Origin of the sequence: Porphyromonas uenonis 60-3, from assembly GCF_000174775.1 — a bacterium.
Classification (GTDB): Bacteria; Bacteroidota; Bacteroidia; order Bacteroidales; family Porphyromonadaceae; genus Porphyromonas; species Porphyromonas uenonis_A.
In genome coordinates this window covers 1-13,156 of record NZ_ACLR01000168.1, presented here as the reverse complement: position 1 = coordinate 13,156, position 13,156 = coordinate 1, and the positions used below count along the sequence as shown (strand labels likewise).

Here is a 13,156-nt window from a genome sequence, read left to right as displayed (position 1 = left end):
AGAGCTTTTGATCTCTCACTTTGGCCTGTTCAAGCTGTCTCACGGCTACAAATCGGTCTTTTTTTTTAGATCAATGTGGTAGCGATTCAAGACCACTTCGAGTAGTGTTTTGTTGACCAAGGCCTTGCTCTCAGCCTGGAAGAGGGCTGCTTTGAGGCGAGCGTTTTCACGCTTGAGTTCTGCGTACTCTGGATCTACGTCTTTGTTCTTGTTTGTCTTGCTCATAGTGCTTTGGTTGGGTAACTCTACACCAAAGGTACGCAACCAATTTCGAATGGTGCGTGTGGTGATGCCGTAGCGCTGGCTGGTGGTGGCGATGCTCTCGCCTGTGGCTAGGAGGTCATCGATGACTCTCCACTTGAAATCTAGGGGATATCCCTTTCGTCCTCGGTTACTTTTTTCTTGTTTCATTGTTGTTGGGGTTGGCTTCCCGACTGTGTACTATTTCAGGAGAGGACAAACTTTCGAGTTCCAAGGGAGGAAATCTTCAATCCCAACGGAGGGACGAGAACTTCCCAACGGAGGGGTCACTTGATGGGACGAGGAGCTCCCATCAGTTTGGGACAAGCTTTTCGGCACCTAGCGACTCCTATCAATGAGTCCTGAAGTAACTAGAATAGCATAAAGCAAGGGGACTCAATCACCGAAGCGACTGAGTCCCCTGACTCTATAGTGTGTCCTATAAGTAGAGACTGTTGCAAAAGTCAACAGTCTCAAGTAGTATTACTGCAGACGAGCCACGAGGGCGGGGCGCCAGTCCATGCCATTGACCGCTAGGAGGGTCTGCAGGCCAAGCGCTGAGGCAGCTTCCAGATTGGCCGTGCTGTCGTCGATGAAGAGCGTCCGCTCGGGCACCATCCCGCTGTCCGCTATCATCTGCTCATAGATAGCTCGATCGGGCTTCATCGTGTGCATATCACAGGAGGCGTAGACCTTGTCCACATAGTCGCTCAGCGTCCGCCCCGTGGCGGGGAGGAAGTGCGGACTGTGGGCATAAGCCATGATGTAGGGGTTGGTGTTTGACAGGATATAGATCTTGTACTGCTTGCGCAGCTGCTCTAGATAGTCAAACTTGTACTGAGGCACTTCCTTGAGGAAGAGCATGATCGCCTCATTGATCTCTTCGTCGGTCAGGGCTGTGCCCGCATGCTCATTGAGCCGTGCGACAAACCCTTCACGCCCCACGAGCCCCATCTCTAGATCGTGGAAGACACCGAGCTGTCGGTACGGATTGAGCATCTCATCGATGTCCTGGACACCTAGCTCACGGAAGCGTCTTAGCGACACCTCCGGCTGGAGATCCACTAAGACGCCTCCGAAGTCAAATACGAGTGTATCTATCACGGCTTCTTACTTCTTAAGCCAACGATCGAGCCAGTCGAAGAAGGTGCGCTGCCATAGGAGTGCATTCTGAGGCTTGAGGACCCAGTGCGTCTCCTCGGGGAAGAGGAGCATCTTCGTCGGTATGCCACGCATCTTGGCTGCGTCAAAGGCCATCATACCCTGCGAAGCGAGGATGCGGTAGTCATGCTCTCCGTGAATGATCAGGATAGGCGTATCCCACTTGTCGACTAGCTTGTGAGGGGAATTGGCAAAGGTGCGCTGAGCCGTAGCGTTGTCCTTATCCCAAGGAGCACCGCCCATATCCCAGTTGGCAAACCACTTCTCCTCAGTCTCAAGGTACTGCGCCTCGAGGTTGAAGATACCAGCGTGAGCGATGAAGGCTGCGAAGCGACCCTCGTGTACACCTGCTAGGTAGTAGACTGAGTAACCACCGTAGCTAGCGCCGACAGCGCCCATACGATGAGGATCGATGAAGGGCTCCTTACGCATCAAGTCCGCTGCGGTGAGGTAGTCGCGGATGTTTTGCCCGCTGTAGTCGCCACTGATCTGCTCGTTCCACGCCTTACCAAAGCCTGGCACGCCGTGACGGTTGGGGAGAATGACGATATAGCCCTGCTCCGCCATGAGTCGTGGATTCCAGCGGTAAGACCAGAACTGGCTAATGGTGCTTTGCGGACCACCCTGACAGTAGAGGATGGAGGGGTACTGCTTGTTCTTGTCAAAGTGCGGTGGGTAGAGGACCCATGTGAGCATCTTGCCGCCATCGGTCGTAGGCATCCAGCGCTTTTCGCAAGTTAGGTTGCCTAGCTGGCTCATGATTGGCTTGTCCTCCGCAGTTAGTGCGGTAGCCTTGCCGTTCTTCAGGTTGACCATGAAGAGCTCTGTGGGGTAGGTCATCGCTTGGCGAGAGGCTACGCAGACACCTTTGTCATTAAGGTCAAAGCCAGTGTAGTTGTACTGCCCGTCGGTGATCTGCTTGATCTTGCCATTAGCAAGCTGATAGCTGTAAATGTGGGTCAACGCCTCACGACAGGTGGTGAAGTAGATGGTCTTGCTGTCGGCACTCCAGGTGGGGTTGGCAATGTTGTACTCAAAGTCGGCCGTGAGAGGACGGTACTGCTTTTTAGCCAAGTCGTAGAGGTAGAGTACCTGCAGGTCAGACTCGTAGCCGTCGCGCTCCATACCGACCCAGATGAGCGAGCGACCGTCGGGGCTGAAGACGGGGTTCGTGTCGTAGCCCATGATGCCCTCGCTAACGTTGGTCGTCTCGCCAGTCGATACATTATATAGGTAGATGTCGCTATTGGTCGAGAGGCTGTACTCTAGACCCGTCTTCTTGCGACAAGCGTAGGCGATGAGGTTGCCATCGGGACTAAAAGCTATATCCTCGATGCCGTTGTGCGGACGCATAGGCGCCTCGTAGGGCTCACCTTCGAGAAGGTCCAACCCCTTGGTGATGGGCTGAGCCGCAACCTTTGCGATAAAGGGGTGTGGCATCGTTGAGACCCATTCGTCCCAATGCTTGTACATCAGATCCTCGATGATGCGTGCGTCAGCTTTGTCTAGATCAGGATAAACGTCCGTGACGACGGGGCGAGCCTTGATGTCCTGCACGTAGAGGAGCGTCTTCTCATCGGGCGAGAAGCGGTAGTCGACGATGCCTCCGTCAATGGCTGTGAGCTGACGCTCGGCCCCATCGCTGAGGGTGCGTGCGAAGAGCTGCATGCCCTGGTCGGTGCCACGCATGAAGTATATCTGCTTACCGTCCCGGCTCCAGCGTGGCGTGTACTCGCTACCCGCAGAGGGTGCTGTCAGCTCGGTACGTCCTGTGCCGTCGCTATTGATGAGGTAGATAGAGGTGCGGCTGTTGTTGTCCTTGATAGAGGGTTGGGATACGTTGTAGACCACCTGCTTACCATTAGGCGCTAGAGCGTAGCTTCCTACACGAGGCATCGTGAGGAGCATCTCTGGGGTCATCTGCTTGGTCCCTTGCTGTGCAGTCATAGGCAGAGCTAATGTAGAGAAAATGAGAGCCACGAGGCTACGAAACAAGTTTCTTCTAGTCATAGGATAGTATGAGATGAGTGAAGGAAAGGTCGTCTCGGGGCGACCTTAGATTACTGAATGCCCTCCAAAGGTACGAAAAAGAGGCTAGACAGTAGAGGCTTTACCAGCAGGGATGACGGAGCGACAGACCTAGCGTCAGATAGCTCTGACGATAAGGCTCGCAGTGGAGCCGGAGGAATAGGCCCAGCTTATCTAGGTAGCGCAGTCTGGGGAGAGCCTCTAGACCAGCCTGCAGATGTGCATAGGTGCGCTCGCTAGTTGCTTTGTCATAGCCTATGCCTATGCCGTAGCTCTGTCGCAGGCTTAAGTATCGCCACTGGTAGAGCGGTGCTCCCACGATGAGGTCACCGTGGAGCGTGGGGCGCTCCTTGTCGGGTCGTAGAGAAAGCTCTGCAGCATAGTTGAGAGAGGGTGTCTGCCAGCCGAGTTGTGTGCCGAGACAGCCAGCTCCACCGAATAAGTTGCGACTATAGAGGAGCGAGACGTAGAAGTATTGGTCTGGACTCTGCGAACTTACCGCAGGTGTGTAGCGACCAAAGATGAGATCACTGGCGAGATACCCGACACGGGCCATGGTCACTCCGATGAGCCCGCCCCACAGGACGTCGGAGTACCAGTGACGATTGTTGGCCATGCGCCCAAAAGCGACTGAGGTGGCGAAGAGATACTGCATATGAGCCAGCAAAGGGTAGTCGGCGCCATACTCTAGGTTAAAGAGCTCGGCACCGAGGAAGGCTGTCGCTGTATGCCCCGAGGGAAAGCTATTGCGTGTCGATCCGTCAGGACGCATGCGCTGCACGCCACTTTTGACCGAAAGGACGATAGCTGCCGTCCCTAGTGCGCCTATGCCATCAGCGGTCAGCATCTCGCCCCACGAGCGAGAGCGACCCGTGGCACCGCCACAGCGCATCGCGAGCTGTAGGCCATAGGAGGCAAACTGCATGTGATCGTCGTAGTGATTGCGCCACTGAGAGCCCAGGAGGTTGTGCCGAGTCGTACGAATAGCCACATCGCTGTGATGAAGCGGATAGGCAGCATAGAGCGCTCCTGGGAGTAGTGCGACGAGAGGATCGGGCGATGGGGCAAGCGTGTCTGACGAACTGCTCTGTGCGAGCGCTCCACTACAGGAGAGGAGTAGCCCTAGCGTCAGGAGTGCAAGGAGTCTCATAAGGTGCTAGAGCTGTCTCAGAGGAGGTTGCGTACGATGCCCCAGACGACGATGATGGCGAAGATGATCCAGCAGGCGGTGCGCCCAGCGAGTCTTCGATAGAGGCGCTCCGCTTGTGGACGATAGGGACGCAGTAGCTCCAGTATCACGAGGAGGGTGAAGTAGACGAGGGCTGGGAGGAGCATCACGTTGAGCTGTAGGACTCGACCTAGGTCGCCATGGAGCAAGGCGTGGATACCTCGTAGCGAACCACAGCCAGGGCATTGCCATCCCGTGAGCTGTAGGAAGGGACAGCGAGGTATCGGCAGAGCTTCGGGACGATACAAGTAAAGCACTAGTCCCCCTACTAGCAAGCAAGCGAGTAGAGCGAGTAGTGCTTTGTTGTGTCGGCTCGTAGCGAGCATGTCGCCTTGACGTTGACCTTACTTCAGATTGTCAAAGCCTCGTCCGTAGACTCCGTGCACGGTGCCCTCCGATACGAAGGCGTCTGGGTCAATCTCTTTAATAATCCGATTGATGCTCTGTAGCTGCGCCTTGCGGGTGACTACCATGAGGATACGCATCTCCTCTTGCGAGTAGCCGCCATCGGCATGGATGAGTGTGCAGCCTCGGTGCAGGCGCTGCGTGATTGCTTCGTTGATCTCCTTGTACTTCTTGCTAAAGATAAAGAGCTGTGTCGAGTGCTTATTGCTATTAGTCCAGTAGTCGAGCGTCATCGAGCAGAAGACCACCTCCACGATGGAGAAGGTGAGTAGCTCAGCGCCGAGTTGTGGATCTTTGCCCGATATGTAGACATTGACAAAGTAAGAGGCCGTCACGATCGTCGCATCGATCAGGATCATGGCACGTCCCAGTGAGAGCGTCGTGTACTTGTTAAAGAGCGAGACGATCACATCCGTACCGCCCGTACTGCCATTTACGTGAAAGACCAGAAAGAGTCCGCTACCACATAGGATACCACCGATGATGACCGCCATAAAGCGCTCTTCCCTGAGCAGAGGACCCACATTGGGGATATTGTCCGTGAGCCAGTGGTTGAGGTTGTGGTAGACCTCCGTATTTGGATCTCCAAAGAGAGCCTGACCGATAGGGATAGCGATACCCATAAGGATGACTCCGATGAGTGTCTTGATAGAGTAGCGCCACCCGAGGAAGATGATCGAGACGATCAGCAGTCCGACGTTGATGATGTTGTAAGGGATGAAAGCGGGGATGTTCGTCGCTATCTGTATGATGGTCGTAACACCCGCCAGTCCGCCCGTAGCGATCTCCTGCGAGAGGACGAAGCCCGCCCAGCCGATTACATAGAGACAGACCCCTAGGACGATGAAAAGGAAGTCGTGAACGAAGTACCACACTTGCGCTCGCTTACTAGTAGGAGCTCCTAAAGCTTGAGACATACTATATGATTTGTTTTTCTAGAGATAGATGGAATAGTCTTCACACAGCCCAGCGTCAGCACGGCAGAGCCTGGAGACTTGATCATTACAATACAATGTTGACTATACGACCTGGCACGACAATTACCTTCTTGAGGGGCTTGCCGTCGATCCACTTAACCGTGTCGGGATGCGCCAGCACCTGCTCCTCGATCTGCTCCTTAGAAAGACCAGCGGGGAGCTCTAGGTTAAAGCGTACCTTACCGTTGAAGCTCACGGGATAGCGCACCGAATCCTCAGCAATGAGCGACTCGTCACACTGAGGCCACGCAGCCATCACGATGCTCTCAGCCGAGAGCGTGTCGCTACAGCATGCGGTGCGCATCTCCTGCCACAACATCTCTGCGATATGTGGCGCAAAAGGCGAAAGCAGAATCGCCAAGGGGCGAAGCACCTCCAGCGAAGTGGTTCCAGCCTTCTGTAGCTCGCCCACAGCAATCATAAAGGCCGAGACAGAGGTATTGAAGGAGAGACGCTCGATGTCCTGGGTAATCTTCTGAATCAGCTTATGGATCGTGCGTAGCTCCTCACGGCTAGCCTCAGCATCGGCCGAGACAGTCAGCTGCCCCTCACTGTCGTGGTAGAGTGACCAGACACGCTTGAGGAAGCGGTAGACGCCGTCGATGCCATTCGTGTCCCACGGCTTGCTCTGCTCCAGAGGTCCGAGAAACATCTCATACATCCTCAGCGTATCAGCGCCATACTGCTCGATGATCTCGTCAGGGTTGACCACGTTGAACATGGACTTGCTCATCTTCTCCACCCCATAGCCACAGAGATAGCTGCCGTCCGCCTCGGTGATGAAGGTCGCGTCGTGCAGGTCGTCACGCCACTGACGGAATGCCTCCTGATCAAGGACATCGTTGTGGACCAAATGTATGTCCACGTGCATCTGCGTCACATCGTACTGCTCACGCTGCGAGTAGGTGACAAACTGGTTCGTCCCCTTGATGCGGTAAACGTAGTTGGAGCGCCCCTGGATCATCCCTTGGTTGACCAGTCGCTTGAATGGCTCATCCTCGCACACGATCCCAAGGTCGTAGAGGAACTTATTCCAGAAGCGACTATAGATCAGGTGCCCCGTAGCGTGCTCCGTACCGCCGATGTAGAGATCCACCTGTCGCCAGTAGTTATTGGCATCGGGGGAGACCAAAGCATCGTGATTGTGCGGATCCATATAGCGTAGGTAGTAAGCGCTACTCCCCGCAAAGCCTGGCATCGTGCAGAGTTCGTAGGGATAGCCCTCCTCAGTACACCAGTGCTTGGCACGCCCTAGCGGAGGCTCGCCACTCTCCGTGGGGAGATACTTATCCACCTCAGGCAGGGTCAGCGGGAGCTTATCGAGCGGTAGCGTGTGCGGCACACCCTCCTTATAATATATAGGTATCGGCTCGCCCCAGTAGCGCTGACGGCTAAAGATAGCGTCACGCAGGCGGTAGTTGATCCGCTTCTGACCGAGCCCCTGCTCGTCCAGATAGTGACACATCCAGTCAATCGCATCAGAGACTGGCTTGCCATTGAGAAGTGGCGAATTGATCAGCTCGCCCTCTTTGCTGTCGATGCTTTCGCTCCAGGTGGACGGGTCGGACTCTTCGCCACCCTTTGGTAAAACAACCTGACGTATCAGCAAGTCAAAGTGCCGTGCGAAAGCAAAGTCTCTCGAGTCGTGCGCTGGCACCGCCATGATAGCGCCCGTACCATAGCCCGCCAATACATAGTCGCTAATCCAGATCGGGATCAACGCCTCCGTCAGCGGGTGCTGTGCATAGGAGCCCGTGAAGACACCCGTCACCGAGTGATCCGCCTGACGCTCCCGCTCTGTGCGGCGCTTCGTGCGATCTAGGTAGGTCTCGACAGCGTCACGCTGCTCCTCCGTAGTCAGGTCAGCCACTAGACTACTCTCGGGAGCTAGCACCATAAAGGTGACCCCGTAGAGCGTGTCGGGACGAGTGGTAAAGACCTCGATAGGCAACGTGCCATGAGCGGTACTAGCCTTGAAAGTAACCGATGCACCGACCGACTTACCGATCCAGTTGCGCTGCATCTCCTTGAGTGCATCGCTCCAGTCAAGCCTATCGAGACCCGCTAGCAGACGCTCCGCATAGGCAGAGACGCGGAGGCTCCACTGCTTCATCTTGCGCTGCACCACGGGGTAGCCCCCACGCTCGCTCACGCCATCGCTCACCTCATCATTGGCGAGGACGGTGCCCAGCTCAGGGCACCAGTTGACCACACTCTCACCGAGGAATGCCAAGCGATAGTGCATCAGCCACTCCGACCGCTCCGCCTCGCTCGCATCCCGCCACGCCTCAGCCGTTAGCTCTAGTGGCGTACTGGCGTAGGCGGTACAGCCCTCCGTGCCGTGAACCTCTAGATACTGAATCAATTTGTCGATAGGCTCGGCACGCTCTGTGGCAGTGTCGTAGTAATGGTGGAAAAGCTGTATGAATGCCCACTGCGTCCACTTGTAGTACTCCGGATCGCAGGTCACCACCTGGCGGCTCCAGTCGAAACCAAAGCCAATGTTGTCTAGCTGCTCACGATAGCGCGCTATGTTGACCCGCGTCGTCTCCTCCGGGTGACGATTCGTCTGGATAGCGTACTGCTCGGCTGGCAGACCGAAAGCATCGTACCCCATAGGGTGCAGGACGTTGTACCCCTGTAGTCGCTTATAGCGAGCGTAAATGTCAGAGGCAATGTATCCTAGCGGGTGTCCCACATGTAGTCCCGCCCCCGAGGGATAGGGAAACATGTCGAGTACGTAGTACGAAGGCTTATCGCGGTCTATCTCTACGCGATAAATATCTGCGTCATGCCAGATGCGCTGAGCCGATTGCTCTATGTCGTGGTGATTGTAATCCATACAGTTCTCTCTATTATAGCGCAAAGGTACGAAATTAGAGATTAGAGGGAGACGTGTAACCCGTTGTAGGGACGCACGATCTGTGCGTCCGTCCTCGTTAAAGCCATGGTGCTGTAACCTTTGATACAACGGACGCACAGATCGTGCGTCCCTACACAGGGTTACTCGTCCGATGAGCCCGACACCTCACTCTCGAGGAAATCGAAAATCTCTTCGGAGGGATTTCGGATTCTCCAGCGAGGAAACGAAAAATTCTTCCGAACTTTGATTTGCTTCTTCCGAAGTTTCATTTCATTCTTCCGAACTTTTATTTCCCGGCTCCGTGAAGAATTTTCGTTTCCTCACTGAAGCTTTCGGATTTTCCACCGAGGCATCAGAAACTAGAAGTTAGAAATCAGAGGTTAGAGGGGACTCCTCTAGTGTCTCTAGCTAACAGCCATAAAAAACAGTGAGGGAGACCCAGCTATGAGTCTCCCTCGCTATTTTTATCACCTTACGCAGGTGATGAGTAGGCTAAAGAGGTGCGCCTTACTTGATCTCCCACGTGTCCTCCGTCATGAGGAGCTCGCGGAGTGTGCGAACCTTGTTCTTGCCCTGCTGCTGAGCGATCTGATCATGGACAGCCCAGTCGTAGGTCACACCCTCGACATCACGTATGATGCCCATAGCGACGGGAAGACCGTCGGCACCGTTCATGGCGGCGAGCATCATATGTAGGAAGGGGTTAGGCTCGTGCGCATCGTGCGTCAGCACATCGTCGAGCGTGTAGCCATCTTCACCGATCGTCACGGCACGTAGCTTGAAGCCATCTAGGACGAGACCGCGCTCGTTGTTTTCGCCGAAGGTCATCTTCTCGCCATGACGCAGTACGATCGTTTTGTCAGCACGTACGGCGCGATCGCTGATAGAGGCGTGGGCACCGTTGTTGAAGATCATACAGTTCACCAGAACCTCTGTGACTGCAAAGCCCTTGTGCTTAGCACCAGCTAGCAGACACGCAGTGAGCGTAGGCTGATCGACATCGAGTGAGCGAGCGAAGAAGTTGCCACGGGCACCCATGACCAGCTCGGCTGGCTCAAAGGGATCCTCGACAGTTCCGTAAGGAGAGCTCTTGGTGACTAGACCACGAGGCGACGTAGGTGAGTACTGTCCCTTGGTCAGTCCGTAGATGCGGTTGTTGAAGAGTACCTCATTGATATCCACATTGCGTCGTACAGCATGGATGAAGTGATTACCACCGATAGCAAGGCTATCTCCATCGCCAGACATTAGCCATACGGTGAGGTCGGGACGAGCTACCTTGACACCAGAGGCTACGGCAGCACCACGACCATGGACGGTGTGGAAGCCGAACGTATTCATATAATAAGGTAGTCGTGAGGAGCAACCGATACCAGAGACGACAATGGTCTCTTCGGGAGATATCCCTAGCTCTGCCATTGCCTTGTGAATGGCTGCTAGGACACCGTGGTCACCACATCCTGGGCACCACTTGACGGGTGATGCGTTTTTGAAATCCTTGGGGGCATAGCGTAGTGCGCCCTTCTCTAGATTACTTGTTGTTTCAGTCATAGCAGTTGTGGTTTTTACAGTTGCTCATTGAGTATCTCTTCAAAAGCAGCGACCAGTCTCTCCACCTTGAGTGGCTGACCCTGTACTTCGTTGTATTGATGGAACTTGACACCCTCCACCTTAGTGCGTAGGAGCATAGCCATCTGACCGAGGTTTTGCTCAGCGACGACGACACGTGGGTAGCGACGCATGATCTCCTCCGTATTCTTAGGCATAGGATTGATGATGGTAAACTGCGTGTGTGCTACCTTGTGACCCTTCTTGCGAAGGAGCTGGCAGGCATCACTCAGGTGTCCATAGGTACTACCCCAGCCAACGATCAGAAGGTCTGCATCCTCCACATCGCCCTCTACGGTGAGTGGTGGTATAACCTCAGCGATATGCTGTATCTTATCGTATCTCTTGTGTACCATCAGGTCGTGGTTAGCACCATCCGTGCTGATAGCACCAGTCTTATTGTCCTTCTCCAGACCACCTGTACGGTATGGCAGAGCGCCAGGACCAGGTACAGACCAGTAGCGTACGAGTGTCTCGGGATCACGCATATAAGGCATCCAAGGCTCCTCACCCTTGTACTGATCTACGTAATGAGGCTTGATAGCGGGATATTGCTCGTAATCGGGCAAGCGCCATGCGACAGAGCCGTTGCCTAGATAAGCATCCGACAGAAGGATCACTGGCGTCATATGCTCGACGGCCAGCTTGACAGCCTCGTAAGCTGCATCAAAGCACTTAGAGGGAGAGGTGGGTGCTATGACCACTAGGGGTGACTCACCATTGCGTCCGAACATAGCCTGCAGGAGGTCGGTCTGCTCCGACTTTGTAGGCATACCTGTCGAGGGACCTCCACGCTGTACGTCTACGACAACGAGCGGTAGCTCAGCGATGACGGCGAGGTTGATCGCCTCACTCTTGAGAGCGACACCAGGGCCTGATGTAGAGGTGACACCTAGGCGACCTGCGTAGGAAGCTCCGATGGCAGTACAGATACCAGCGATCTCGTCCTCAGCCTGTACGGTGATTACGTCAAGAGACTTGTACTTAGCGAGGAAGTGTAGGATATCTGTGGCGGGAGTAATAGGATAAGACCCGAGGAAGAGCTTGAGTCCAGCACGCTCAGCACCAGCGATGAGTCCGAAAGCGGTAGCCTTGTTGCCAGTTACGTCAAGATAGATACCTGAGTCCTGTGGAGCGCCCTCAATAACGAAGGGAGTGCCTACAGATGCGTGTGTGTTAGCCGCATAAGAGTAACCTCCGTGGAGAGCTGCTATGTTGGCCTGACGAATGATCTCCTTCTTAGCAAACTTCTTGCTGATGAAGTGCTCAGCCTGCTCGAGGGGTCGGTCAAAGAGCCACGAGACGACACCTAGGGCAAACATGTTCTTGCACCTCAGTCTGCCTCTAGCGTCCATATCCACATCCTTGAGTACCTCCTGAACCATCGTGCTGATGGGACATGCGAGGACTCTGTCGGGGTTGAGCCCCAGCTCCTTGATGGGATCGTCCGTCTCGTAGAGAGCCTTCTTGAGATCCTTCTCTCCACAAGAGTCGCTATCGATGATGATGATTGAGTCGCGACGTAGATTCTTCACGTTGACCTTGAGTGCTGCAGCATTCATCGCCACAAGACATCGGCATAGTCCCCAGGGGTGTGGACTTGATTATGTCCGATGCGCACCTGAAAGCCTGACACACCTCCCTGTGTGCCTTGAGGAGCGCGGATCTCGGCAGGATAGTCGGGGAATGTTGAGACCGAGTTACCATACATCGCTGACATGTCAGAGAAGATGGAACCCGTGAGCTGCATACCGTCACCTGAGTCGCCTGAGAAGCGGACCACTACCTCTTCGATAATTCTTTTGTTCGGTTTGTCTGTCATAATTAGGATGAATAAAAGGCGTAGGGCTCAACTCCTTGAGAGGGTGATTGAGCGAGACCTTCCTAGCAATAGACCCCTACATACGTTCTGTTTGCTATGCGCTCAGCACCATCTTCTACAGCAGGAGAGACTTGTAAGCAAGTGCTAGAAATAGGGGACACCAGCGACCTCTCACCACTCCACCACCATGATCTGATAGACGGAACCACATAGACAGCACAAAGGTACGACTTATTTCCCTGATACTAGCCATTTTTGGGTATGAAAATGCGAACATCTGTCCCTATCTGACGAAACCTTCTAATACAGCGAAGCCCCTAGGGACCAATCTTGATCGCTAGGGGCTTCGCTGTATATGTCGGAAAAGGGGAGCTCTTACTCCGTAAAGCTTCGGTAGAAGTCTACATAAGCCTCAGCATGATCTACTGCTGGCCCAGGGTACTCTAGCACTTTGTGGTCAGGCTCCGAGCGAAGGTACTCGATGAGCTCGGGAGAGACCGACTCCTGCCCCAGGATCACACCATCTGAGTAGTGGATCGCCATACGACGTAGCGCGTCTGGCGTCACCTCTCCTTGTAGCGGGTCGAGCAGGTCGCCCGTAATCTTGTCAAACTCAAGCTTCTTGATCAAGTCTTCGCCAATCTCGCCCTCCTCCTCGTTACCATCGACCGAGAAGAGCACCTTAGCACGCTCGAAGTAAGGGTCATTCTTGTAAGCCGTCTTCAGGTAGACGGGTGCCAGTGCGGAGAACCACCCCAGACAATGGATCACATCGGGGATCCAGTGCAAGCTTTTGATCGCCTCCAGGACGCCTCGGATGAAGA

Annotated in this window: 9 protein-coding genes and 1 pseudogene; all 10 read right to left on the bottom strand. The window is 54.6% G+C overall.

What is annotated here, in order from left to right:
* Positions 1 to 45: 45 nt before the first annotated feature.
* Positions 46 to 411 (bottom strand): transposase, encoded by a 366-nt coding sequence (locus tag PORUE0001_RS05335; RefSeq protein ID WP_007364921.1) that lies wholly within the window; start codon positions 409 to 411, stop codon positions 46 to 48.
* Between the two features lie 312 nt (positions 412 to 723).
* Positions 724 to 1,344 carry an HAD family hydrolase gene (locus PORUE0001_RS05330; protein ID WP_007365439.1) on the bottom strand — a complete coding sequence of 207 codons (621 nt, stop codon included), beginning with the start codon at positions 1,342 to 1,344 and terminating at the stop codon, positions 724 to 726.
* A gap of 6 nt (positions 1,345 to 1,350) precedes the next feature.
* Positions 1,351 to 3,348, bottom strand: a complete 1,998-nt coding sequence (locus PORUE0001_RS05325; protein WP_007365440.1) for a S9 family peptidase — start codon at positions 3,346 to 3,348, stop codon at positions 1,351 to 1,353.
* Positions 3,349 to 3,511: 163 nt separating this feature from the next.
* On the bottom strand, positions 3,512 to 4,579 hold the full coding sequence (locus tag PORUE0001_RS05320; protein WP_007365446.1) for a phosphatase PAP2 family protein: 1,068 nt from the start codon (positions 4,577 to 4,579) through the stop codon (positions 3,512 to 3,514).
* 17 nt (positions 4,580 to 4,596) lie between these two features.
* Complete coding sequence (locus PORUE0001_RS05315; RefSeq protein WP_007365441.1) at positions 4,597 to 4,983, bottom strand: DUF2752 domain-containing protein; 387 nt, start codon at positions 4,981 to 4,983, stop codon at positions 4,597 to 4,599.
* 18 nt (positions 4,984 to 5,001) lie between these two features.
* Positions 5,002 to 5,979: a YitT family protein gene (locus tag PORUE0001_RS05310; protein WP_007365437.1), complete on the bottom strand. Its 978-nt coding sequence runs from the start codon at positions 5,977 to 5,979 to the stop codon at positions 5,002 to 5,004.
* Between the two features lie 85 nt (positions 5,980 to 6,064).
* Positions 6,065 to 8,881: a leucine--tRNA ligase gene (gene leuS / locus PORUE0001_RS05305; RefSeq protein WP_007365443.1), complete on the bottom strand. Its 2,817-nt coding sequence runs from the start codon at positions 8,879 to 8,881 to the stop codon at positions 6,065 to 6,067.
* 528 nt (positions 8,882 to 9,409) lie between these two features.
* On the bottom strand, positions 9,410 to 10,453 hold the full coding sequence (locus PORUE0001_RS05300) for a 2-oxoacid:ferredoxin oxidoreductase subunit beta (RefSeq protein ID WP_007365442.1): 1,044 nt from the start codon (positions 10,451 to 10,453) through the stop codon (positions 9,410 to 9,412).
* Between the two features lie 14 nt (positions 10,454 to 10,467).
* Positions 10,468 to 12,332: pseudogene (locus PORUE0001_RS05295) on the bottom strand (2-oxoacid:acceptor oxidoreductase subunit alpha).
* 375 nt (positions 12,333 to 12,707) lie between these two features.
* A partial coding sequence (locus PORUE0001_RS05290; protein WP_007365444.1) for a glycogen/starch synthase occupies positions 12,708 to 13,156 on the bottom strand: 449 nt, incomplete at its 5' end.

Excerpts from the sequence above, each read along its gene's own strand:
- PORUE0001_RS05335 (WP_007364921.1), bottom strand. The coding sequence starts at position 411 with ATGAAACAAGAAAAAAGTAACCGAGGACGAAAGGGATATCCCCTAGAT.
- PORUE0001_RS05325 (WP_007365440.1), bottom strand. The coding sequence starts at position 3,348 with ATGACTGCACAGCAAGGGACCAAGCAGATGACCCCAGAGATGCTCCTC.
- PORUE0001_RS05320 (WP_007365446.1), bottom strand. The coding sequence starts at position 4,579 with ATGAGACTCCTTGCACTCCTGACGCTAGGGCTACTCCTCTCCTGTAGT.
- PORUE0001_RS05315 (WP_007365441.1), bottom strand. The coding sequence starts at position 4,983 with ATGCTCGCTACGAGCCGACACAACAAAGCACTACTCGCTCTACTCGCT.
- PORUE0001_RS05310 (WP_007365437.1), bottom strand. The coding sequence starts at position 5,979 with ATGTCTCAAGCTTTAGGAGCTCCTACTAGTAAGCGAGCGCAAGTGTGG.
- leuS (WP_007365443.1), bottom strand. The coding sequence starts at position 8,881 with ATGGATTACAATCACCACGACATAGAGCAATCGGCTCAGCGCATCTGG.
- PORUE0001_RS05300 (WP_007365442.1), bottom strand. The coding sequence starts at position 10,453 with ATGACTGAAACAACAAGTAATCTAGAGAAGGGCGCACTACGCTATGCC.